A 24581-nucleotide genomic window follows, 5' to 3' on the forward strand; every position below is an offset into this window, starting at 1 on the left:
CTTACGCATCTCCAATTCGGGTCACAAATTTGGTCTTGATCGGCAGCTTGGCGGCCCCAAGAGCCAGCGCTTCACGCGCTAGTTCCGGCGGAACACCTTCGATCTCAAACAAAATACGACCAGGCTTCACACGGGCCACCCAGAATTCAGGCGATCCCTTGCCAGAGCCCATACGCACTTCTGCGGGCTTTGTCGAGACCGGAATATCCGGAAAGATCCGAATCCATACACGACCAGCACGTTTCATAGCGCGGGTGATGGCACGACGGGAGGCCTCAATCTGGCGCGCCGTAATACGTTCCGGCTGCAGAGCTTTAAGACCAAACGTACCAAAGTTCAGTGTGGTACCGCTTTTTGCAAGGCCGTGAATACGGCCTTTATGTGCTTTGCGGAATTTTGTCCGCTTAGGGGAAAGCATTGTTTTTTATCCTCTCCTCAGCGCTGAGGAGCCTGTTCGGCCGCCCGGCGATCCTGTGCCAACGGATCATGAGCAAGAATTTCACCCTTGAAGATCCATACCTTCACACCGCAGGTGCCGTAGGTGGTCTTCGCCGTTGCCGTGCCGTAATCGATGTCGGCGCGCAGGGTGTGCAAAGGCACACGACCTTCACGATACCACTCGATACGTGCGATTTCAGCGCCACCCAGACGACCGGAGCAGTTGATCCGGATACCCTGAGCACCCAGACGCATGGCTGACTGTACGGCGCGCTTCATGGCACGACGGAAAGCCACACGGCGTTCAAGCTGCTGAGCAATGTTTTCGGCAACCAGAGTTGCATCGATTTCCGGCTTACGGATTTCAACGATGTTCAGCGCAACTTCAGTACCGGCCATACGGGTCAGTTCTTTGCGCAGAGCGTCGATATCCTGCCCCTTCTTACCGATCACAACACCAGGACGTGCTGCGTAGATCGTCACGCGCGGCTTTTTAGCCGGGCGTTCGATAACAACGCGGGACACGCCTGCACCAGCAAGCTTGCGGCGCAGGAATGCACGAAGCTTAAGATCTTCGTGCAGCAGACGGGAATAGTCTGCATCTGCGTACCAGCGGCTGTCCCATGTGCGGTTGATGCCGAGCCGCAGCCCGATCGGATTGACTTTATGCCCCATATCTCAGGCCGCCTTCTGCTCGGAAGAAGCCGTGTCGGACACAACGGCCCGCTCGGCTACAACAATCTTCAGGTGACTGAAAAACTTTTCGACGCGTGCGGAACGACCGCGGCCACGGGCGTGAAAACGCCGCATGACAATGGACTTACCCACTTCCGCCGTTTTCACCACCAGCTGATCTACGTCAAGCTGGTGATTGTTTTCAGCATTAGCGATCGCGCTTTCCAGCGTTTTCTTAACCTGCTGAGCGATACGGCGCTTGGAAAATGTTAGCGTCGCAATTGCCTGAGATGCAGGTTTATTACGGATCAGGCCTGCCACAAGGTTCAGCTTGCGGGGGCTAACCCGAATGTTACGCGTGATAGCTTGCGCTTCTGTTTCCGCGAGCGTGCGCGGATGCTTCGGCTTGCTCATCTGTGCTCTTAGCCCCGCTTAGACTTCTTGTCAGCACCATGCCCGTGAAATGTACGGGTGGGGGAGAATTCGCCAAACTTATGGCCAACCATATTCTCCGTCACCTGCACAGGCAGGAACTTCTGACCGTTATAAACACCGAACGTCAGACCAACGAACTGCGGAAGAATCGTTGAACGACGCGACCAAATCTTGATCACTTCATTCCGACCCGATGCGCGGGATACTTCAGCCTTATTCAGCAGATACCCGTCGACGAACGGACCTTTCCAGACGGAACGTGCCATCTTCTATTGCCCCTTACTTGCCGGTCTTCCGGCGACGGATAATCAGACCGTCCGTCCGCTTGTTGACCCGAGTTTTGTAACCTTTGGTGGGCTTGCCCCACGGCGTAACCGGATGACGACCGCCAGATGTGCGGCCTTCACCACCACCGTGCGGATGGTCAACCGGGTTCATCACCACGCCGCGGTTATGCGGACGGCGACCCAGCCAACGAGAACGACCAGCCTTACCCATATGCTGGTTCATGTTGTCCGGGTTGGACACAGCACCAACGGTCGCCATGCATTCACCGCGCACAACACGCAATTCACCAGACTGCAGCTTGATCTGGGCGTAGCCCGAATCCTTACCAACCAACTGAGCATACGTCCCTGCGGAACGGGCCAGCTTGCCGCCAGCGCCCTGCTTCAGTTCGATGTTATGGATGATCGTACCCACCGGAATGGCGGACAGCGGCATAGCATTGCCTGGCTTGATATCCACACGCGCACCGGCGATGACATTGTCACCAACCTTCAGGCGCTGGGGTGCGAGAATATAAGCCAGCTCACCATCTTCGTACTTCACGAGCGCAATAAATGCCGTGCGGTTGGGATCGTATTCAAGACGCTCCACAGTACCCAGCACGTCGAATTTACGACGCTTGAAGTCCACATAACGATAGGACTGCTTATGACCGCCGCCACGGAAGCGAGACGTGATACGGCCGTTATTATTACGACCGCCCGACTTGCTCTTACCTTCCGTAAGCTGCTTGACCGGCTTGCCCTTCCACAGGTCAGCACGATCAATCAGAACCGTACCACGCAGGCTCGGCGTGACAGGATTAAAGTGCTTCAGTGCCATTAGTTTCTACCCTTGGTCACGCCAGCTTCGCGGTCAGGTCAATGGACTGACCTTCTGCAAGCTGAACGAACGCCTTCTTAACGTCAGAACGCTGACCCAGACGCCCTTTAAAGCGTTTGGTTTTACCTTTCTGGACAAGTGTGTTGACGCCAACAACCTTGACCCCGAACAGCGTTTCCACCGCAACCTTGATTTCAGGCTTGCTAGCCGTCATTGCGACCTTGAAAACAACCTGATTTTTTTCAGAAAGCGCAGTCGCCTTCTCGGTAATGACAGGCGTCCGCACGATGTCGTACAGAGCCTCCCGAGAGAGACGCTCGGCTTTCTTGCGAATAGCAAGAATATTCGTCATGCCAGGCGTTCCTTCAGTCCTTCAAGGCCTGCCTGCGTGATGGCAAGCACCTCATGGTTCAGAATGTCATAAACATTCGCGCCAATGGTCGGCAGAATGTCGATCTTCGGCAGATTGCGAGCAGCGCGCACGAAGTTTTCGTCCACGGATGCATCAACAATCAAAGCGGAGCCCCAGCCGAGACCCTGCAACTTTTTCGCCAGGTCGCTGGTCTTGGTCACGCCAGAAGCAGCGTCCAGAACAACCAGTTTACCTTCCGCTGCCTTCTGGGACAGTGCGGAGATCAGACCCAGACGACGCACCTTTTTAGGCAGGTCATAACCGTGATCGCGTACAACCGGACCATGCACAACACCACCAGTACGGTACTGAGGAGCGCGCAGGGAGCCCTGACGTGCACTACCAGTGCCTTTCTGACGATACGGCTTTTTGGTCGTGCCGGACACTTCGCCCATGCCTTTGACCTTGTGCGTGCCAGCCCGGCGTTTTGCCAGCTGCCAGTGCACAACGCGTGCCATTACATCCGCCCGGGGTGCTGCGCCGAAAAGTTCTTCCGGAAGCGTAGCTGAACCAGCCGTGCCGTTATCAAGTGTCTTGATTTCGATTTCCATGATCTCAGGCCTCCGCCTTCACAAGTGCTGCCGGATACGGCGCATCGCTGTGGCGGGCTTTCTTGATCGCATCACGAATGAGAACGACACCATTCTTTGCTCCCGGAACGGAGCCACGAATCATGATCAGATTCTTTTCCGGATCGACCGCTGCGATTTCCAGATTCAAGGTGGTCACGCGTTCATCACCCAGATGACCAGCCATTTTCTTGTTCTTGAAGGTTTTGCCGGGATCCTGGCGGTTACCGGTCGAACCATGCGAACGATGCGAAATGGACACACCATGCGAGGCTTCAAGACCAGCAAAATTCCAGCGCTTCATGGCGCCAGCAAACCCCTTACCCTTGCTTGTCCCCGTCACGTCAACCTTCTGGCCAACAACGAAATGGGAGGCAGAAAGAGCAGCACCAACTTCGAGAGTGGCGTCGTCGGCCACACGGAACTCGCGAACTGTTTTCTTGGGTTCAACCTTCACGCGGGCAAAATGGCCACGGTTGGGTTTTGTTACGTTTTTCACCTTGGCGTTGCCCATACCCAGCTGGACGGCTACGTAACCATCACGCTCCTGAGTACGAACGTCTACCACCTGCACTTCATCAACGTGCAGAACGGTGACAGGCACATGCGTGCCGTCTTCCTTGAACAGTCGGGACATGCCCAACTTTTTTGCGATCAATCCGGTGCGCATCGTCTGGACCTTAAAGTTTGATCTCGACATCCACGCCAGCGGCGAGGTCGAGCTTCATGAGAGCGTCCACGGTCTGCGGAGTGGGCTCAACAATATCGAGCAAACGACGATGAGTCCGAATTTCGAACTGTTCGCGGCTCTTCTTGTCAACGTGAGGAGAACGGTTAACCGTAAACCGTTCGATATGCGTCGGCAGCGGGATAGGACCCCGAACCCGCGCACCCGTACGCTTCGCCGTATTCACGATCTCTTTCGTGCTGTTATCAAGCACCCGATGATCGTACGCTTTCAGGCGAATGCGGATGTTCTGGTTGTCCATCTGTTTCTTAGTCCAACACTTTACTTGTCCGGGTTTACCCGGCCGCCAAGTAAGACCCCAGCCGAAAAGATCGGCCGGGGCCACTCAGTCTCTAATCCCTTATCGATTACTCGATAATGGAGGCAACAACGCCTGCACCAACGGTACGGCCACCTTCGCGGATAGCGAAGCGGAGACCTTCGTCCATGGCGATCGGAGCAATCAGCTCGACTTCCATAGCGCAGTTGTCACCGGGCATGACCATTTCCGTGCCTTCGGGCAGGTGCACAACACCCGTCACGTCAGTCGTACGGAAGTAGAACTGCGGACGATAGTTGGTGAAGAATGGCGTATGACGGCCACCTTCTTCCTTCGTCAGGATGTAGGCTTCTGCCTTGAACTTCTTGTGCGGCGTAATTGAGCCGGGCTTAGCCAGAACCTGGCCACGCTCAACGTCTTCACGCTTCGTACCACGCACCAGAGCGCCGATGTTGTCACCAGCTTCGCCGCGATCAAGCAGCTTGCGGAACATTTCAACGCCCGTAACGGTGGTCTTGATGGTGTCTTTCAGGCCGACGATTTCAACTTCGTCACCCACGTTGACAACACCACGTTCCACACGACCGGTCACAACCGTGCCACGACCAGAGATCGAGAACACGTCTTCGATCGGCATCAGGAACGGACGATCAACCGGACGTTCAGGCTGAGGAATGTAGGCATCAACCGCATCCATCAGGTCCTTAACGCGGTTTTCGCCAACTTCCGGATCACCATCTTCCAGAGTAACCAGAGCGGAGCCCTTGATTACGGGAATGTCGTCACCGGGGAACTGATAGGAAGACAGAAGTTCACGAACTTCCATTTCAACCAGTTCAAGCAGTTCCGGATCGTCAACCTGATCAACCTTGTTCAGGAAGACCACCAGAGCCGGCACACCAACCTGACGAGCAAGCAGGATGTGTTCACGGGTCTGCGGCATCGGGCCGTCAGCTGCGGACACAACGAGGATGGCACCATCCATCTGAGCCGCACCGGTGATCATGTTCTTCACATAGTCAGCGTGTCCGGGGCAGTCGACGTGCGCGTAGTGACGGTTTGCGGTTTCGTATTCCACGTGAGCGGTGGAAATGGTGATACCACGAGCGCGTTCTTCGGGTGCGGCGTCGATCATGTCGTATGCTTTGAACTCAGCACCACCGGTCTTTGCCAGGATCTTCGTAATAGCAGCCGTCAGAGACGTCTTACCATGGTCAACGTGACCAATGGTGCCGATGTTGCAGTGCGGTTTATTCCGCTCAAATTTAGCCTTAGCCATTGTTTACTCCATGCCCCAAAAAATATCCGGGATGCAGTTGTTATAAGCGCCCCAATCCCTCGACAAGAGGGAAAGCAGAACTTTCACGGATTACCAGCGATAATGACTGAACGCCTTGTTGGCTTCAGCCATACGATGCGTGTCTTCACGCTTCTTCACAGCCGCACCACGATTGTTCACGGCATCCAGAAGCTCGTTGGACAGACGATCCTGCATGGTGTTTTCACCACGCTTGCGCGCAGCGTCGATGACCCAGCGGATAGCCAGAGCCTGACGACGGTCAGTGCGCACTTCGACCGGAACCTGATAGGTCGCACCACCAACACGGCGGGAGCGGACCTCAACGGCCGGCTTTACGTTGTCCAGAGCGTTATGGAACAGCGCGATCGGATCGGATGCTGCACCATTGCGACGGGCCATGGAGTCAATCGCTCCATAGACAATCTTTTCGGCTGTGGACTTCTTACCGTCGAACATCAGCGCGTTCATAAAACGCGTAATGACGACATCTCCGAACTTCGGATCGGGAAGGATCTCGCGCTTAACAGCACGATGACGGCGACTCATACCTTAACTTCCTCTTATTTCGGACGCTTGGCGCCATACAGCGAACGACGCTGACGCCGCTTGGCGATACCCTGCGTATCGAGAACACCGCGAAGGATGTGGTAACGAACACCCGGCAAATCTTTCACACGACCGCCGCGGATAAGCACAACACTATGTTCCTGAAGGTTGTGACCTTCACCAGGAATATAGCTAACCACCTCATAGCCATTCGTCAGACGCACCTTGGCAACTTTACGCAGTGCGGAGTTAGGCTTCTTCGGTGTCGTCGTATAAACGCGGGTGCAAACACCGCGCTTCTGGGGGCAGCCCTGCAGAGCGGGCACTTTGTTCCGCTTGACTGCAGGCTTACGCCCCTTGGCAATGAGCTGGTTGATGGTCGGCATGCGCCTTTCCCGATCCTTACACAGTTCGGTCGACCAGCTACATCTTCTGCGGCTAGCCGACTTTCATTAAAAACATCCCATCAGGTGACAACCCGAATGGGGCTATATTGGCATCCGGCTCCGCTTCCCCCCGGAAGCCAACCGCATGCTAAAACTCATACAGAGAACCTGAGTGCCTTACTCATCGACAAGATAAGTAAAGCTGAGGGCTGCTAACTACCGCTCCCCCCACCAGAAGTCAAGCTTTACCCCGCGATTCTCTATTCCACTCAGCCCAATCCTACAAAAAAAGGCCGGAGCAGTGCCCCGGCCTTTCCTCATAGTCTTTATTATAAAGACTTTATTCCGCTGCCGTGCGGCTTACGCGCTGTTTGTCCTGCTCCGCCGCAATGGCCCGCAGACGCTTCATCACGCTACCAGTACCAGCAGGGATCAGACGACCCACGATAACGTTTTCCTTCAACCCCATGAGCTTGTCGACCTTACCGGCTGTTGCCGCTTCAGTCAGAACGCGCGTGGTTTCCTGGAAGGATGCAGCCGAGATGAACGACTGTGTCTGCAACGATGCCTTGGTAATACCCTGCAGCACTGGCATTGCCAGAGCAGGACGCTCACCCGCATTGAGGCACTTGGTATTCTCTACGTCGAACTCAAGCCGGTCAACCGTTTCGCCGATCAGATAGGTGGTGTCACCCGGCTCCAGAATTTCAACCTTCTGGAGCATCTGACGCACGATAACCTCAATGTGCTTATCGTTGATCTTCACGCCCTGCAGACGATAGACATCCTGAATTTCATTGATCAGGTAGTCAGACAGAGCCTCAACGCCCATCACCTTCAGAATGTCATGCGGAACGCGGGGACCATCAACCAGCGGATCGCCTTTTTCCACAAAGTCACCTTCCTGAACGGAAATGTGTTTCCCTTTGGGAATCAGGTATTCTTGCTCATGACCGGTTTCGTCATTCTTCACGACGATACGACGCTTGGACTTGTAATCCTTGCCGAATTCAACGCGCCCTTCCATTTCCGCAATAATGGCATGATCCTTGGGACGGCGTGCTTCAAACAGCTCGGCAACACGCGGAAGACCACCGGTAATATCGCGCGTTTTGGAACCTTCACGCGGCAGACGTGCCAGCACGTCACCCGCGTTCACTTCCGCGCCATTTTCAATCGACAGAAGTGTTTCAGGGGACAGGAAGTAACGCGCCTCAGACCCGTTATCCAGCTTGACCACCTCACCGTTGGCATCCTTGAGCTGCAGGCGAGGACGCAGGTCCACACCTTTACCAGCCTGCTTGTAGTCAACCACAACCTTGGAAGTCAGGCCGGTCACCTCATCCATACGCTCGACAAGCGTAATGGAGTCAATGAGGTCAAGATACTCAACCTTACCGGCTTTTTCCGTAATGATCGGAAGGGTGTAGGGGTCCCACTCAGCCAGCTTCTGGCCACGGGGGACCGTAGCACCTTCGGTTGTGAGCAGACGCGCACCGTAAGGCACACGGTAGCGGAACTTTTCCGCACCTTTTTCATCTGTCAGCAGGATTTCACAGTTACGGGCCATGACGATCGGCACGTTCTGGCTGTTCTGCACCACGTTACGGTTACGGATGACAATTTTACCATCGCGGGACGCTTCGATCATGGACTGCTCTGCACCACGCTGTGCCGCACCACCAATATGGAAGGTACGCATGGTCAGCTGGGTGCCAGGCTCACCGATGGACTGCGCGGCAATAACACCAACAGCCTCACCAATATTGACCGGCGTACCACGTGCCAGATCGCGACCATAGCAGCGTCCGCAAACACCGACGCGACTGTCACAGGTCAGAACGGAACGGATATGGATAACTTCCACGCCCGAGTTTTCAATGCGTTCAGCATCAGCTTCATCAACCAGCTGATTACGGGCAGCAATGACTTTACCTGTGGCCGGATCCACAACGTCAGATGCAAGCGTACGGCCCAGAATACGTTCGGACAGAGATGCAACGACTTCCCCACCATCCATGACCGCACGGACAGTCAGGCCACGCTCACTACCGCAATCTTCTTCGATAATGATGCTGTCCTGCGCCACGTCAACGAGACGACGGGTCAGATAACCGGAGTTAGCCGTCTTCAGCGCTGTATCGGCCAGACCCTTACGTGCACCATGAGTGGACGTAAAGTAATCGAGCACCGACAGACCTTCTTTAAAGTTGGCAATAATCGGCTGCTCAATAATTTCACCAGACGGCTTGGCCATCAGACCACGCATACCGGCAAGCTGCTTCATCTGCGCCGGCGACCCACGAGCCCCGGAGTGGCTCATCATCCATACCGAGTTGATGGGCTTACCAACTTCCTGACGGGAAATTTCCTTGGTCATGGCCGCCTGCACTTCGTCTGTGCAACGGGACCATGCGTCAACCACCTTGTTGTAGCGTTCGCCAGCGGTAATCAGACCATCCTGATACTGCTGCTCAAACTCTTTAACTTCGGTAGCAGTCCGGTCAACCAGCTCTTTCTTTTCAGCGGGGATGATCATGTCATCCTTACCGAAGGAAATACCAGCCTTAGCAGCATGGCGGAAACCAAGAGCCATCAGACGGTCACAGAAAATGACGGCCTCTTTCTGACCGCAATGACGGTAGACCGTATCGATCACATCGGACACGGCCTTTTTGGTCAACTGGCGATTGATCAGAGAGAACGGGACGGTTTCGTGCTTGGGCAGGATCTGTGCGATCAGCACGCGGCCAGGTGTTGTGACGGCTGTTTCATAAACACGTTTGCCGTCGGCACCAATCTGCTCAAACCGGGCACGAATTTTATCGTGCAGTTTAAGCGCGCCTGCGCTCAGAGCGTATTCCACTTCCCCAATGGAAGAGAAGGACGCCGCGCCAGCCTTAACCAGTTCACCCGTCGTTTCGTTATACTCGTTCCGGTCTGGCGTGACCTTGAACTCAGGTGTTTCAAGGCTGAGATAGTAAAGACCAAGAACAATATCCTGCGACGGCACAATAATAGGCTTACCGTTGGCAGGACTGAGGATGTTGTTAGTCGACATCATCAGAACGCGCGCTTCAAGCTGGGCTTCCAGGCTGAGCGGCACATGCACGGCCATCTGGTCACCGTCAAAGTCCGCATTAAACGCGGTGCAGACCAGCGGGTGCAGCTGAATGGCCTTACCTTCGACCAAAACCGGTTCAAACGCCTGAATGCCAAGGCGATGCAGCGTCGGTGCACGGTTCAGCAGAACGGGATGTTCGCGGATAACTTCTTCAAGAATATCCCAGACTTCCGGACGCTCTTTTTCCACCATCCGCTTTGCGGCCTTGATGGTTGTAGCGTGACCGTATTTTTCCAGCTTGGCGTAAATGAAGGGCTTGAACAGTTCAAGCGCCATCTTTTTGGGCAGACCACACTGGTGCAGCTTAAGCTCGGGGCCAACAACAATGACCGAACGACCAGAGTAGTCAACGCGTTTACCCAGCAGGTTCTGACGGAAACGCCCCTGCTTGCCCTTGAGCATATCGGACAGGGATTTGAGCGGACGCTTGTTTGCACCCGTAATCGCACGACCACGGCGACCGTTATCGAACAGGGCATCCACGGCTTCTTGCAGCATGCGCTTTTCGTTACGCACGATAATATCGGGCGCGCGCAGTTCCATCAGCCGCTTGAGACGGTTGTTACGGTTGATAACCCGGCGATACAGATCATTCAGATCGGACGTTGCAAAGCGACCACCATCGAGCGGCACAAGCGGACGCAGTTCCGGCGGAATAACCGGAACCAGATCCAGAATCATCCATTCAGGACGGGCACCACTTTCCGAGAACGCTTCCACCAGCTTGAGGCGCTTGACCAGCTTTTTACGCTTGGCTTCGGACGTCGTTTCCTTAAGCGCCTGACGCAGTTCTACCTTTTCGACATCGCACTCAATGCGTTCAAGAACCTTCTTGATCGCCTCAGCACCAATACCGACTTCAATCCCTTCCTCGCCGTAATCATCCATGGCGTCGAGATACTGCTCTTCGCTCAGGAGGGTGTACTGCTTAAGAGGAGAGGTACCGGGTTCGAGAACCAGATAGTTCTCAAAATACAGAACTTTTTCCAGATCCTTGAGCGTCAGATCGACCATGAGGCCGATACGGCTTGGCAGGGACTTCAGGAACCAGATATGTGCAACCGGGCTGGCCAGCTGAATATGGCCCATGCGCTCACGCCGGACTTTGGCCAGTGTAACTTCAACGCCACATTTTTCGCAGATAATACCGCGGAACTTCATCCGCTTGTATTTGCCGCAAAGGCATTCATAGTCCTTGATCGGGCCAAAAATCCGAGCGCAGAACAGGCCATCACGTTCAGGCTTGAACGTACGGTAGTTAATGGTCTCGGGCTTCTTGATTTCACCAAAAGACCAGGACCGGATCTGCTCGGGAGATGCAAGCTGGATCTTGATCTGGTCAAAGGTCATTGCCTGGCCAGTCTGGCCAAGAATTTTCATGAGTTCATTCATGTGCAGAAGCCCCCAAAGGGAAACGGAGCGCTGGAGCAATGGCTCCAGCCTCCTTCTTGAAATAAGTACGGATTGTGGCGGGGAAAGTCACCGTTAGTCTGCCCCCTGCTCCAGCTCCACATTGAGACCAAGGGATTTGAGTTCCTTGATCAACACGTTGAAGCTTTCCGGAATACCGGCTTCAAAGTCATCCTGTTCGCGTACGATTGCTTCATAAACCTTTGTTCGGCCCGACACGTCATCCGACTTGACCGTCAGCATTTCCTGCAACGTGTATGCCGCGCCATAAGCTTCAAGCGCCCAGACTTCCATTTCACCAAACCGCTGGCCACCGAACTGCGCCTTACCACCCAGCGGCTGCTGCGTAACAAGCGAGTATGGACCAATGGAGCGTGCATGGATCTTGTCATCAACAAGGTGATGCAGCTTGAGCATATAAATATAACCAACGGTCGTCTTGCGCTCGAACTGTTCGCCCGTCCGCCCGTCGATCAACTGCGACTGGCCCGATTTGTTGACGCCTGCTTTTTCCAGCATGGCTTCAATATCGGGAATGGACGCACCATCAAACACCGGGGTCGCAATAGGCACGCCCTTGCGCAGGTTATTGGCCAGTTCCACCAGCTCGGCGTTGCTCATATCTGCAATGGCGTCATCATAGACCTTGTCGCCATACACGTCCTTCAGACGATCCAGCAGATCCTGACGGCGCTCACCTGTGCGCTGGTAGTCATCAACCAACTCACCAATGCCACGACCGATATTAGCGCAAGCCCAGCCCAGATGCGTTTCCAGAATCTGACCAACGTTCATACGTGATGGCACGCCAAGCGGGTTCAGAACCAGATCAACAGGTGTGCCATCCTCAAGGAACGGCATGTCCTCAACAGGCACCACGCGGGAGACAACACCCTTGTTCCCGTGACGACCGGCCATTTTGTCACCCGGCTGAAGCTTACGCTTAACCGCGACAAACACCTTGACCATCTTCATCACGCCGGGTGGCAGTTCATCACCACGCTGGAGTTTTTCAACCTTGCTTTCAAAGCGTGCCTGAATACGGGCAATTGCCGCATCAAATTCACGACGCAGGGTTTCCAACTCGGCCATAACGCTGTCCGAGGTCACAACAATGTGGCGCCATGTTGCGCGTGGCTGCTCGTCAAGCACCTCCTGCGTAATCACCGTGCCAGAGCGGATGCCCTTGTAGCCCGCACCTGCGGTCTGATCGAGCAGCTTTTCACGCAGACGGCTGTAGAAGGAACGCTCCTGAATGGCCCGCTCGTCATCACGGTCCTTGGCAAGACGTTCAATTTCGGCCCGCTCAATGGCCATTGCACGTTCGTCTTTGTCCACACCACGGCGGGAGAACACGCGTACGTCAACAATAGTGCCTGTTGTGCCAGGTGGCAGACGCAGGGATGTGTCACGCACATCAGATGCTTTTTCACCAAAGATGGCGCGCAGAAGTTTTTCTTCCGGCGTCATCGGGCTTTCACCCTTCGGTGTAACTTTACCGATCAGAATATCACCCGGATTAACCTCGGCACCAACATAAACAATGCCAGCTTCGTCGAGGTTACGCAGGGCTTCTTCACCAACATTGGGAATATCGCGGGTGATTTCTTCCTGACCAAGCTTGGTATCACGGGCCATGACTTCGAATTCCTCGATATGGATCGAGGTAAACACGTCATCCTTGGCAATCCGTTCGGAAATCAGGATGGAGTCTTCGAAGTTGTAACCATTCCACGGCATAAACGCGACCAGCACGTTACGCCCCAGAGCCAGTTCACCCAGCTCCGTGGAAGGACCATCGGCGATAATATCCCCCACACTAACCTGATCGCCCACATGGACCAGCGGACGCTGGTTGATGCAGGTGGACTGGTTGGAGCGGGAATACTTGCGCAGGCGATAGATATCGACCCCCTGCGTGGCACCGCTGGCATCCGTCGAGCGCACAACAATACGGGCACCATCAATCTGGTCCACAATACCGTTGCGCTTGGCAACAATGGTCGCACCGGAATCACGCGCAACAGCGGCTTCCATGCCCGTACCAACCAGCGGCGCATCAGAGCGCACCAGCGGCACAGCCTGACGCTGCATGTTGGAACCCATGAGTGCGCGGTTCGCGTCATCGTTCTCAAGGAACGGAATGAGTGCGGCGGCAACAGACACAAGCTGCTTGGGCGATACGTCACAGGCGGTCACTTCGGTCGGGGGCACCAGACGGAAGTCACCATTACGACGCACCGAAATAAGGTCACTGGTCAAAGCGCCCTGATCGTTCACCTTGGCATCAGCCTGCGCAACAACCAGCTTTTCCTCTTCCATGGCGGAGAGGTATTTCCAGCCGTCCTGCAACACGCCGTCCTTGACCAGACGGTACGGTGTTTCAATAAACCCGTATTTGTTGACCTTGGCGTATGTGGCGAGCGAGTTGATCAGACCGATGTTCGGGCCTTCCGGCGTTTCAATCGGGCAGATACGGCCATAATGGGTCGGATGAACGTCACGGACTTCAAAGCCTGCGCGTTCACGCGTCAGACCGCCCGGGCCAAGCGCTGAAAGACGACGCTTATGCGTGACTTCGGACAGCGGGTTGGTCTGATCCATAAACTGGCTGAGCTGCGAGGAGCCAAAGAACTCACGCACTGCAGCCGCAGCAGGTTTGGCGTTGATCAGGTCATGCGGCATGACCGTATCAATATCAACCGAGCCCATACGTTCACGAATGGCACGTTCCATGCGCAGCAGGCCGATGCGATACTGGTTTTCCATCAGTTCGCCCACGGAGCGGACACGACGGTTACCCAGATTATCAATATCATCAATCTGACCGCGACCATCTTTCAGGTCACACAGGACCTTGATGGTGCGCAGGATGTCGTCCTTACGCAGCACGCGCACGGTGTCTGGCACATCAATGTCCAGACGCATGTTCATCTTCACGCGACCAACTGCGGACAGGTCGTAGCGGTCTGCATCAAAGAACAGACCCTGCAGCATGGCTTCTGCGGTTTCCGCGGTAGGCGGTTCACCGGGGCGCATGACACGGTAAATGTCGATCAGCGCTTCATCACGACCACTGTTTTTGTCAACGGTCAGCGTGTTGCGGATCCACGGGCCTTTGGCGGAATCAATAGCCAGAACCGGCAGTTCGGAAATCCCGGCTTCTTCCAGAGCGATCAGGCGGGCTTCGGTAATTTCTTCGCCAGCTTCGCCGTAGATTTCGCCAGTGTTCTGGTTAACCATGTCGTGCGCAATAAAGCGCCCGATCAGATCAACTTCACCCACCAGCACTTCGCGGGTTTTTTCAGCGATTTTACGAACAAGGCGTGCCGTCAGCTTGGTTTCGGCATCGGCCACGACTTCGCCGGTTTCGGCATCCACCAGCGGCGCCAGCAGCTTGAGACCACGGAAAGAGTCCGCATCGAACGGACGCGCCCAACCCTTGGCGGATTTGGTAAAGGTCACCGTGTCATAGAAGTAGCCGAGGATTTCATTGGCATCCATGCCATGAATATCCAGCGCGTCCACATCCCCACCTTCTGCCAGTTTGGCTTTGCGGGCGGCAGCGGAAGCAGCACCTTCCAGCGCATATAGCAGCGTGGTGACGGGCAGCTTACGCTTGCGGTCAATGCGGACGTACAGCAGGTCTTTTGCGTCGAATTCGAAGTCGAGCCACGAACCACGATACGGGATAACGCGCGCGGCGAACAGATACTTGCCCGAGGAGTGCGTCTTCCCCTTGTCGTGGTCGAAAAATACACCGGGGGAACGGTGCATCTGGCTGACAATAACGCGTTCAGTACCGTTGACGATAAAGGTACCGTTATCGGTCATGAGCGGCATGTCGCCCATGTATACCGGCTGCTCTTTAATGTCGCGGATAGAGCGCGAACCCGTATCCTCGTCCACATCCCACACGATCAGACGCAGAATGACCTTAAGCGGCGCAGAGAATGTGAGGCCACGCTGGATGCATTCCTCAACATCATACTTCGGGTCTTCGAATTCGTAGCTTACGAACTCCAGACGACCACGACCGGCAAAGTCATTAATCGGGAATACGGAGCGAAATACCTCCTGCAAACCCGTAGGCATACGCGCATCAGGCGACACATTGGCCTGAAGAAAAGTCTCATAAGACGCGCGCTGCACATCTATCAGGTTCGGCATCGGGGCGATTTCGGGAATCCGCCCGAAACTCTTGCGAATCCGCTTCCGTCCTGTGAACGATTTGGTGATTGCGTTCATCGTCGCTCCTGCCCCGCCCTTATCTCGGACCATCAGGCTCGTGGTCTGCCGCGAGCCTGATGGTCCGACCTATTTCGGCCAAAACCAAACCGGATTTACCCGGCTACCTGCCCCAGATCAACCTGAAACAGGCAAACGGGCGGAGGTATACACCCCCACCCGAGAACCTCAATTTCCTTCACCCCAACCAATACGGCCGGGATCAAGGCAATCTTACTTAACTTCGACGGTTGCGCCGTTATCTTCAAGAGTCTTCTTGATTTTAGCAGCATCGTCCTTGCTGACGCCTTCCTTAACGGCCTTAGGAGCGCCTTCAACCAGGTCCTTAGCTTCCTTCAGACCCAGACCCGTGATCGCACGGATTTCTTTAATCACGTTGATCTTCTTGTCGCCAGCGGCGGCCAGAATAACCGTGAATTCGGTCTGCTCTTCAGCAGGAGCAGCGGCAGCACCCGGAGCAGCGGCAGCAACTGCAACAGGAGCAGCGGCAGAAACGCCCCACTTTTCTTCGAGCAGCTTGGAAAGTTCAGCAGCTTCAAGAACGGTCAGAGCGGACAGTTCGTCAACAAGCTTAGCAAGATCAGCCATAGTCAGACTTCCTAATATAAACACTGGTTAGCAAAACGCAACCTCTACACTGAGGCTACGCGTATTTCTTGTACATACCCCCAATTGGGAGCACGTGGTCAGGCAGCTTCACCCGTTTTGGCATAGGCCCCAAAAACACGAGCAAGCTGGCCAGCCGGCGCCTGAACAACACTGGCGATGCGCGTAGCGGGCGTGGAGATAAGACCCACGAGCTGCGCGCGCAGCGTGTCGAGCGACGGCAGCTCGGCCAGAGCCTTGATCCCAGCTGCATCAAGCACCTGAGAACCAAGAGAACCGCCAAGCAGCTCAAGCTTGTCATTGGTTTTGGCGAACTCAACGATCACCTTCGCCACTGATACAGGTTCGTCCGCCCACGCAAGCGCGGTCGGCCCCGTCAGCAACGGCGCGATGCCGCTGAACTGGGTCCCATCCAGGGCGAGAGTTGCCAGCCGGTTTTTGGCAACCTTGTAGTCTGCACCCGCTGCCCGCACCTTGCGTCGCAGATCCGTCACATCAGCCACGGTCAACCCGTTATTACGGGTAACCACAACCATGGACGTTTCGGCGAACACGGCGGCCAGAGAGGCAACAAGGGCCTTCTTTTCCGTACGGTCCAAATCCCGTCTCCGTCTTGTTCCATCAGATCTAAACCTGAGGGAACGGGTTGCCCTTTAGGTCCTGCAATAAACAGAACCCGCTCGCCTGTCCTTGATAAACGGAATATCTGGCTCTGCCGAAAAACTCTCAGCTTGCAACCAGCATCCCCGTCTTACCGCGCGCCAGCCCCGAAGAGCTGATTAAGAGCAAAGTCACGTGCGGTCTCGGACAGGTATAAGAAGCGGTAAACCACCTCTTTCATGCACCGGACCGGCCACAAGGGCCAGCCCGGCCACATTCTTGCTCAGCCCGCGAAGGCAGAGACGTCCAGCTGCACACCCGGCCCCATTGTGGAGGTCAGGGCAGCTTTCTTCATGTAGGTGCCTTTGGCGCCGGTTGGGCGGGCCTTCTGCACGGCATCAATAAATGCCCGTACGTTTTCTGCCAGCTTGTCCGCACTAAAGGAAGCCTTGCCAACGCCTGCATGGACGATACCGGTCTTTTCAGCGCGGTATTCAACCTGACCAGACTTGGCTGCCGTAACGGCACCCTTAACATCCATGGTCACGGTGCCCAGCTTGGGGTTAGGCATCAGGCCACGTGGGCCGAGGATCTTACCCAGACGACCCACCAGAGCCATCATGTCCGGCGTTGCAATGCAGCGATCGAAAGCGATTTCGCCAGCCTGCACCTGCTCCATCAGATCTTCCGCGCCCACAACGTCAGCACCGGCTGCCTTGGCTTCTTCAGCCTTGGGGCCACGTGCGAACACGCCAACGCGCAGGGTCTTGCCCGTGCCGTTGGGCAGGGACACAAAACCACGGACCATCTGGTCAGCATGACGCGGGTCAATACCCAGGTTCAGGGCAATTTCAACCGTTTCGTCAAACTTGGCGGTTGCGTTGCCTTTGACCAGAGCAATGGCGTCGTCCAGATTGTATGCCTGACCGGCAACAACCTTGGCGCGAGCAGCCGTAAGACGCTTGTTCTGTGCCATGATCTTAGCCCTCCACCACGTCAATACCCATGGAACGGGCAGAACCGATCAGCATGCGCACGGCGCCGTCGATGTCGTTTGCGTTCATGTCCTGGTGCTTCTGGGCTGCGATTTCGCGCAGTTGATCCATGGTCACCTTACCCACGGAGCCGCCCTTACCAACTGTCTGGCTGCCTTTGGAAATCTTGGCGGCCTTGAGCAGGAAGTAGGTGTTCGGCGGGGTCTTGGTGATGAAGCTGAACGTACGGTCAGCATAGGCGGTGATCACCACAGGAATCGGCATGCCAGGTTCAAGGCCCTGGGTCTTGGCATTAAATGCCTTGCAGAATTCCATAATATTCAGACCGCGCTGCCCCAGTGCCGGACCAACTGGCGGCGAAGGGTTTGCTTTACCAGCGGGAATCTGAAGCTTGATGTAGCCAACAACTTTTTTGGCCATATCCGGGACTCCTCAAAAATGTACCCGGACCGCGGTTCGTAACGATTCCCACCTGCACACATGGCGCTAGCAGAAACCTCCCGCGTTCCGATCAGGAAAAGCGCGCTTACCTGTGCGCGGCAGGACTGTCAAGAGGGACACGTGCTTTTGTGCCCCCACCAAGGTCCGTACTGGCCGGGTCACGCACGGTTGTAATGCCGCCTGCAGCCGGAGCCTGACGCAGATTGCTGTATTGCAGTGGCTTGAAGGGCATGAGCACGTTTTCGCCCCGAGGTATCTGGTTCCGCGACCATCCACCACCCAGCGCGCGAATCAGTTCCACGCGGGCATCTATGCCGCGTGTGCAGGTCTGCACCATGGCGATACGCGCATTCAACGCGGCAACCTGCGCCACCACAACGTCCAGATAGTTGGTCAGACCACCCGTATATAGCGCCATGGTCATGCCCTGCGTGCGCAATGCTGCATCCACCGCGCTGGACTGCTGCCCCACCTGTACCTTGAGCCTGTTGACACGCGTCAGTCCGTCCTCGACCTCCTTGAAGGCATCCAGAACCGTGCTGCGGTACATGTCCTCCTTCTCGCGGTACTGCGACCAGCTCCGTTGCAGGTCGGCACGCCGCAGCCCGCCCTGAAACAGCGGGAGGAGTGCTTGCGCACCAAACTGGTACATGGAGTTGGAGAGCGATGCGAGATCAAACCCGTTATCCATAAACCCGGTCATGGCGTTAAAGGTCACATGCGGATAAAAAGCCGCGCGCGACACACCAATAGCCCTATTGGCCTGCGCCATGCGCCGCTCCGCCGCGGCAATATCGGGCCGCCGTTCGAGCAATGTGGACGGCAGGGCAACCGGCAATGGCCCCTGTGCAAAGTTCAGCTTATCGACCGGCGCAATGTGAAACGCGGCAGGGGCCTGATTAACCAGCGTTGCAATGGCGTGTTCCATAACATCACGCTGGGTGTGAATATCGGTCTCCTGCGCCTGCGTGGTGTAGAGCTGCGCCTCCGCGCGGGAGACATCCATGCCTGGCGCAATAGCACCCGCAAGGCGCATGTTTGTAATCTGCACCGCCGTTTTATAGTACCGGATGGAATCCTGATAAACGGCATCCTGCGCATCCAGCCCGCGTAGAATAACATAATCGCTCGCAAGCTCGGCCTGTAGGCTTAGCCTTGCCGCGGCATAGTCCGCCGCACGCTCCTGCACGTTCTGCTTGGCCATGCGGGTCTTGTTACGAATGGCGGACCAGAAATCCGGCTCCCATGTCGCTGTGCCCGAATACTGCTCGGACGACATGTACATCGGTCCTGTGGACCCTGCCCCACGCCAGAGGCGGTGGTCGGACCCCTTGTATTTTGCCCCCCCCGCCATGCCGCCGATCTGCGGATAAAGCTTTGACTTGGCTTCCATGGCCAGATCACGGGCCTGAAGGAAGGCCTCCGCCTGTGCCTGAAGGTCGGGGTTCAGGCGCATGGCCTGTTCCTCCAGATCATTCAGCACCGGGTCCCCCATTACGGTCCACCAGTTGGGGCTGAGAGTTGTATCCGCCCCACCTGCTGGCTGCATCACGCCGCCACCCTGCCAGTTATCGGGGTATGCAAACGTGGCGGGTTTGTAACGTGGCGCCATGTCACACCCTGCCAGCACGGACAGAAGGCACGAGCCAAGCATTAACCGTGATGCAAAAAGTCTGGTGCCCTGCCCCTTCATTGACGTCCCCCGGATTCCGGCATGGGCCGGTTATCTTCAGGCATGGCACGTGTGTCATCCTTGCTCGGGGCTGCCGCTTTTGCAGGAAGTGTTGGCGGCACATTGTAACCGGGAGTGCCTTTTACAATCCGCACAAGCTGCCCATCCAGCAGACCGGCGGATGGGTTATTGATAACCCTGTCGGTCTTTTTAACCCCGCGCTGCACTTCCACCGTTGTGCCCAGATCGCGGCCAAGAGCCACGCTGACCAGATGCACGTGGTTGCTGTCATCCACCAGAGCCACCTGCGTACCTTCCTGCCGGAACACGATCGCCCCTTCTGGCAGAATAAGCTGGTCAGGATCAGCCGGTGCGCGGAAAGTCGCCGTGGCATAGGAGTTGGGCCATAGCTCCCCGCTTTTGTTGTCCAGAACCAGTTCGGTCGTAACCGTGCGGGTATTGGGGTTGAAAGCACTTGCCGTCGCTAAAAAGCGCGCCTTGAACGTGCGTTCGGGGTACTGCGGCACAATCAGGTTTGCCTGTAGGCGTGGAGAGATAATATCCGCGTAATCCTGTGGAACCGCCACAAACACGCGCATGGCGTGCACGTCCGCAACACTGAACAGTTCGGTGGCGTTCCCGCGTGAATCCACATCCCCGCGTCCGGCATTAACGTAATCGCCCACGTCGGCCATGCGCGATGTGACAATCCCGTCAAACGGAGCAACAATCTTTTTAAATGCCTCCAGTGCGGCATAACGCTCCACGTCATGCTGAGCTGCCTCAACCTGTGCCTTCTGGGCCTCGGCATTGGCGGCCTGCACGTCCACCTCCTGCTGAGAGACAGCCTGCGTACCCTGTAGCGCCTTCCAGCGCCGCGCGGTGATCTGCGCCAGCTTGTAACGGGCCAGAGCCACATTGTAATCGGCCTTGGCTGCGGCGTACTGGGCATCCAGACCCGGAGTATCAATTTCGGCCAGCACGTCTCCCGCTTTTACGCGTGCGCCAAAGTCCTTGTACCACATTTTTACGTAGCCAGAGACCTGAGCGTAAATCGGGGCCTGATACCACGCAGCGATATTGGCAGGCAGGGAGAGTTCACGCTCATCGGGGCCTTGCTGCGGGTAAATGATCTGCACGACCGGCACCGCGTCATGCGCTGTTTCCTGCGCAAGCTGCACATAGGCCGAATGCCTTTGCACAAGCCCCATAATGATCAGGAAGCCTGCCACACCAGCGACAACAGCAAACCCCATTTTTCGTTTACGGGCGGCTGCCGCTGCTTTTGCCTTGGCGTCCACGCCACCCGTGTTGTCGTGCTCCGGGGTCATACGCCAGCTTCCTCTTCTTTTGTCGTCGGCACTTCTTTTTTGTTGTGCAACATTGCAAACACACAGGGGACAAACAGCAACGTAGCCACCGTTGCCACCAGCAGCCCCCCCATGACCGCCTTGCCCAAAGGCGCATTTTGCGAATTGCTCAGGGACATGGGCAACATGCCAATAATCATGGCGGAGGCTGTCATCATAACAGGGCGAATACGCTCAAACCCTGCCTCCAGTGCCGCCAGAATGGCGTCTCCGTGCTCATCCAGCCGCTCACGCGCAAAGGCCACGACCAGAATGGCGTTGGCCGTGGCCGTGCCCATGCACATGATCGCCCCCGTAAGAGCCGGGACGGACAATGTTGTGTGGGTCAGGAACAAACTCCACGAAATACCCGCCAGCGCACCGGGCAGCGCCGTGATAATAATGAACGGGTCCAGCCATGACTGAAAGTTGACCACGATCAGCAGGTAAACAAGCAGGATGGACATGGCCAGCCCCGCCAGCAACTGCACGTAGGCGCTATTCATGGTCACAGCCTGCCCGCGCACCGTAAGCGATGCCCCGCGCGGCAGGTCGGGCCTTAGCTCATCCACAATCCGTTCCACCTCGCGCGAGACGGTGCCCAGGTCGATCCCCTCGTTGGAGGCATAGATGTCGAACACAGGCATAATGTTGTAGTGCGCGACCTCGGCCGGGGTACCAACCTGTTCGATCTGGCTCAGGCCACCCAATATCTGGGGAGTCTGCCCGCTGGGGTTCCCATCTCCCTTGTCGATCGGGGTGATCTCAAGGTCGTTCATGGTCTGGAGGAACGATGCGGGGGTCTGGATATCGATCAGATGCGAAACCCCGGTCTTTGTATCCAGCCAGTAAACCTGCCCGACCTGCGAACTGCCAGAGAGTGAGACCAGCACGTTGTCGGCCACATCCGCCTCGCGGATACCCGTGCCCAGTGCGTACATCCGTCGGGCATTCACCCGCAGGGTTGGCGTGGTCATGGGCTCCTGCACCGAAATATAGGTCAGGCCCGTAACATGCCGCAGCTTCTCGGCAATACGGTTGGCAAAGCGGAAGTTGGCAGGCAGGTCACGCCCGACAACCTGCACGTCAATCGGGGATGGCAGGCCGAAGTTGAGGATTTTGGCCGTCAGGTCCCCCGGCAGGAAGGAGAACTGCGTACCGGGGAACTTCTCATTCAGGCTGTGGCGCAGCAGACGCCGATACTCCGCAACAGGTGCGGCCTGATCCTTGAGCGAAATTGTAATATCGCAGTCCTGCGTGCCAACTGTGGGGGTTGGAATATAGGCCATATTGAGCGGGCTGAACGCCAGACCGCAGTTATTGACGATACCTTCCACCTGCCCGGGCAGCGTGTGCTCGACCTCCGCATCCACCAGTTGGGAAATTTTGCCAGATTCCTCCAGCCGTGTGCCAATGGGCGCGCGCATATGCAAGGCAATGACATCCGAATTGACTTCGGGAAAGAAGTTCTGCCCAACAAAAAACAGCAGCCCCAGAGACCCAAATGAACACAGCACGAACACGGGAATAAACGTTCGGCGCACCTCGATCAGATAGGTGAGCAGGGCGTGGTAACGATGCCGAAAGGTTTCGAACCCACGCTCAAAAGAGCGCTGGAACCGGCCAAAAATCGTTTTGGGTTCCTGCGGGCCATGTGCATGTGCCGCCACCTGTGCGGCCAGCATGTATTTGGCCATGGTCGGCACCAATGTGCGCGAGAGGATGAACGACGCCAGCATGGCAAAAATAATGGCTTCGGCCATAGGCATGAACAGCCAGCCCGCAACGCCCGTAAGCTGGAACAGCGGCATCCACACGATGCAGATGCAGAGGGTGGACACAAATGTTGGAATAACAATCTGGTTGGCCGCATCCACAATGGCGGTCTCCAGATCCTTGTCCATCTCCAGATGGGCATCAATATTCTCGATCATGACCGTGGCGTCATCGACCAGAATACCAACCGCCAGAGCGAGCCCGCCAAGGGTCATGACGTTAATGGTCTGCCCAGCCCAGCCCAACCCGATGATCGAGCACAGCATGGCCAGCGGAATGGATGTAGCAATAATGACCGTGGAGCGCCACGACCCAAGGAACAACAACACCACAAGCCCGGTCAGGAAGGCGGCGGTTATCATTTCGCGCACCACGTCCTGCACGGATTCCTTAACAAAGGTCGAGGCGTCATTGAGCACACGGATGCTCACACCGGGCGGGAGGGTCTGCACAATGCCGGGGAGCAGCTTTTTGATCCCCGCCACCACATCCAGTGTTGAGGCATCACCACTCTTCATGACCACAATCAGAACGCCCTGCTGGCCCTTGACCAGCACAAGGTTGGTCTGGGGTGGCCCCCCCTGATGCACCCACGCCACGTCCCGCAGGCGGACAACCGCGTGCCCGACCTGTTTGATGGGAATATCGTTCAGTTCATCCAGTTCTCGCGGGGCGGCGTTGGTCTGGACCATCCAGTCAAACGGGCCAATGCGCTGGTCCCCCGCGGGCAGAACAATGTTCTGGCTGTTAAGCGCGCGTGAGACATCGACCGGGGACAGGCTGTGCGCCAGCAGCTTGACCGGATCCAGATCGACCATGACGTTACCCGGCTTACCCCCATACGGGTTGGGAATGGCCGCCCCCGCCACCGAAACCAGCGCAGGCCGGATCAGGTTGGAGGACATGTCATAAATCTCGGACGCGGTCATGGAGGTGGAAGCCACCTGAAGCGTAATGACCGGCACGGAGGAGGCATCATACGCCAGCACAAGTGGCGGCGTGGACCCGGTTGGCATCTGCTTGATCACGGTCTGGGAGACGGAGGTGATCTGGGTTTGCGCAACGGATGTGTTGGTGCCGGGCTGGAAGAAGATTTTAACAATCCCGCGCCCGTAATAGGACTGGCTTTCTATGTGTTCGATATTATTGACGGTCGCGGTCAGTGCGCGCTCGTAATAATAGACCACACGGCCAGACATATCCTCGGGCATAAGCCCCGTATACTGCCAGATAACGGCCACAACAGGGATGCGGATACTAGGGAAAACGTCCGTTGGGGTTGAGAAAATACCCTTAATTCCAAAAACAAGAATCAGGATGGACAGCACAACAAAGGTGTACGGTTTTTTGAGTGCTATAAGAACAATCTGGTTCATTCACCTGGCCCCTGACTTACAACGGGCCCGGCAATCATTCTGGAAATGGTCGTCATTTTGCCAGTAGATACCCGCACATCCCTCTCCCGCTTGTGACATTATCTTT

Annotated in this window: 21 protein-coding genes; all 21 read right to left on the reverse strand. The window is 56.2% G+C overall.

All coding sequences use genetic code 11. The features are described from left to right. Position 1 precedes the first annotated feature (1 nt). The 21 genes from rplP to GOB86_RS01700 all read right to left on the reverse strand — a co-directional run bounded on the left by rplP (position 2) and on the right by GOB86_RS01700 (position 24475). On the reverse strand, positions 2 to 418 hold the full coding sequence (rplP, locus tag GOB86_RS01600; RefSeq protein WP_025826957.1) for a 50S ribosomal protein L16: 417 nt from the start codon (positions 416 to 418) through the stop codon (positions 2 to 4). A gap of 17 nt (positions 419 to 435) precedes the next feature. Beyond that, the gene (rpsC, locus tag GOB86_RS01605) at positions 436 to 1113 is read right to left on the reverse strand and encodes a 30S ribosomal protein S3 (RefSeq protein WP_165990628.1); all 678 of its coding nucleotides are present in this window, start codon (positions 1111 to 1113) and stop codon (positions 436 to 438) included. 3 nt (positions 1114 to 1116) lie between these two features. After that, on the reverse strand, positions 1117 to 1527 hold the full coding sequence (rplV, locus tag GOB86_RS01610) for a 50S ribosomal protein L22 (protein ID WP_086647127.1): 411 nt from the start codon (positions 1525 to 1527) through the stop codon (positions 1117 to 1119). Between the two features lie 8 nt (positions 1528 to 1535). After that, complete coding sequence (gene rpsS, locus GOB86_RS01615) at positions 1536 to 1814, reverse strand: 30S ribosomal protein S19 (RefSeq protein WP_012812769.1); 279 nt, start codon at positions 1812 to 1814, stop codon at positions 1536 to 1538. 13 nt (positions 1815 to 1827) lie between these two features. Beyond that, positions 1828 to 2658, reverse strand: a complete 831-nt coding sequence (gene rplB / locus GOB86_RS01620; RefSeq protein ID WP_165990629.1) for a 50S ribosomal protein L2 — start codon at positions 2656 to 2658, stop codon at positions 1828 to 1830. Between the two features lie 16 nt (positions 2659 to 2674). Next, positions 2675 to 3010: a 50S ribosomal protein L23 gene (locus GOB86_RS01625; RefSeq protein WP_059023541.1), complete on the reverse strand. Its 336-nt coding sequence runs from the start codon at positions 3008 to 3010 to the stop codon at positions 2675 to 2677. After that, positions 3007 to 3621 (reverse strand): 50S ribosomal protein L4, encoded by a 615-nt coding sequence (gene rplD / locus GOB86_RS01630; RefSeq protein WP_165990630.1) that lies wholly within the window; start codon positions 3619 to 3621, stop codon positions 3007 to 3009. The genes GOB86_RS01625 and rplD overlap by 4 nt, the downstream gene beginning before the upstream one ends. Positions 3622 to 3625: 4 nt before the next feature. After that, positions 3626 to 4309 carry a 50S ribosomal protein L3 gene (rplC, locus tag GOB86_RS01635; protein ID WP_048852977.1) on the reverse strand — a complete coding sequence of 228 codons (684 nt, stop codon included), beginning with the start codon at positions 4307 to 4309 and terminating at the stop codon, positions 3626 to 3628. A gap of 10 nt (positions 4310 to 4319) precedes the next feature. Then, positions 4320 to 4628 (reverse strand): 30S ribosomal protein S10, encoded by a 309-nt coding sequence (gene rpsJ / locus GOB86_RS01640; RefSeq protein WP_007282720.1) that lies wholly within the window; start codon positions 4626 to 4628, stop codon positions 4320 to 4322. 106 nt (positions 4629 to 4734) lie between these two features. After that, positions 4735 to 5925 (reverse strand): elongation factor Tu, encoded by a 1191-nt coding sequence (gene tuf / locus GOB86_RS01645; protein ID WP_165990631.1) that lies wholly within the window; start codon positions 5923 to 5925, stop codon positions 4735 to 4737. Between the two features lie 90 nt (positions 5926 to 6015). Continuing rightward, entirely contained in the window at positions 6016 to 6492 is a 477-nt protein-coding gene (rpsG, locus tag GOB86_RS01650) for a 30S ribosomal protein S7 (RefSeq protein ID WP_165990632.1), read from the reverse strand. A 14-nt stretch (positions 6493 to 6506) separates the two neighbouring features. Next, positions 6507 to 6878, reverse strand: coding sequence for a 30S ribosomal protein S12 (gene rpsL / locus GOB86_RS01655; protein WP_003622698.1), 372 nt, complete (start codon positions 6876 to 6878; stop codon positions 6507 to 6509). A 340-nt stretch (positions 6879 to 7218) separates the two neighbouring features. Continuing rightward, on the reverse strand, positions 7219 to 11394 hold the full coding sequence (gene rpoC, locus GOB86_RS01660; protein WP_165990730.1) for a DNA-directed RNA polymerase subunit beta': 4176 nt from the start codon (positions 11392 to 11394) through the stop codon (positions 7219 to 7221). A 93-nt stretch (positions 11395 to 11487) separates the two neighbouring features. After that, on the reverse strand, positions 11488 to 15660 hold the full coding sequence (rpoB, locus tag GOB86_RS01665; protein ID WP_165990633.1) for a DNA-directed RNA polymerase subunit beta: 4173 nt from the start codon (positions 15658 to 15660) through the stop codon (positions 11488 to 11490). Positions 15661 to 15873: 213 nt separating this feature from the next. Next, positions 15874 to 16248, reverse strand: a complete 375-nt coding sequence (gene rplL, locus GOB86_RS01670) for a 50S ribosomal protein L7/L12 (RefSeq protein WP_165990634.1) — start codon at positions 16246 to 16248, stop codon at positions 15874 to 15876. A gap of 98 nt (positions 16249 to 16346) precedes the next feature. Then, a complete protein-coding gene (gene rplJ / locus GOB86_RS01675) occupies positions 16347 to 16865 on the reverse strand; it encodes a 50S ribosomal protein L10 (RefSeq protein ID WP_165990635.1) in 519 nt (172 codons plus the stop codon). A gap of 284 nt (positions 16866 to 17149) precedes the next feature. Then, positions 17150 to 17842: a 50S ribosomal protein L1 gene (gene rplA / locus GOB86_RS01680; RefSeq protein WP_165990636.1), complete on the reverse strand. Its 693-nt coding sequence runs from the start codon at positions 17840 to 17842 to the stop codon at positions 17150 to 17152. A gap of 4 nt (positions 17843 to 17846) precedes the next feature. Continuing rightward, positions 17847 to 18281, reverse strand: coding sequence for a 50S ribosomal protein L11 (gene rplK / locus GOB86_RS01685; RefSeq protein WP_165990637.1), 435 nt, complete (start codon positions 18279 to 18281; stop codon positions 17847 to 17849). A 106-nt stretch (positions 18282 to 18387) separates the two neighbouring features. Beyond that, positions 18388 to 19995: an efflux transporter outer membrane subunit gene (locus GOB86_RS01690; protein ID WP_165990638.1), complete on the reverse strand. Its 1608-nt coding sequence runs from the start codon at positions 19993 to 19995 to the stop codon at positions 18388 to 18390. Then, the gene (locus tag GOB86_RS01695) at positions 19992 to 21305 is read right to left on the reverse strand and encodes an efflux RND transporter periplasmic adaptor subunit (protein WP_165990639.1); all 1314 of its coding nucleotides are present in this window, start codon (positions 21303 to 21305) and stop codon (positions 19992 to 19994) included. Before GOB86_RS01695 ends, GOB86_RS01690 begins: the two co-directional genes overlap by 4 nt. Continuing rightward, on the reverse strand, positions 21302 to 24475 hold the full coding sequence (locus GOB86_RS01700; protein WP_165990640.1) for an efflux RND transporter permease subunit: 3174 nt from the start codon (positions 24473 to 24475) through the stop codon (positions 21302 to 21304). The genes GOB86_RS01695 and GOB86_RS01700 overlap by 4 nt, the downstream gene beginning before the upstream one ends. Between the last annotated feature and the right edge of the window lie 106 nt (positions 24476 to 24581).

It is taken from the genome of Acetobacter lambici, assembly GCF_011516885.1.
GTDB classification, from domain to species: domain Bacteria; phylum Pseudomonadota; class Alphaproteobacteria; order Acetobacterales; family Acetobacteraceae; genus Acetobacter; species Acetobacter lambici.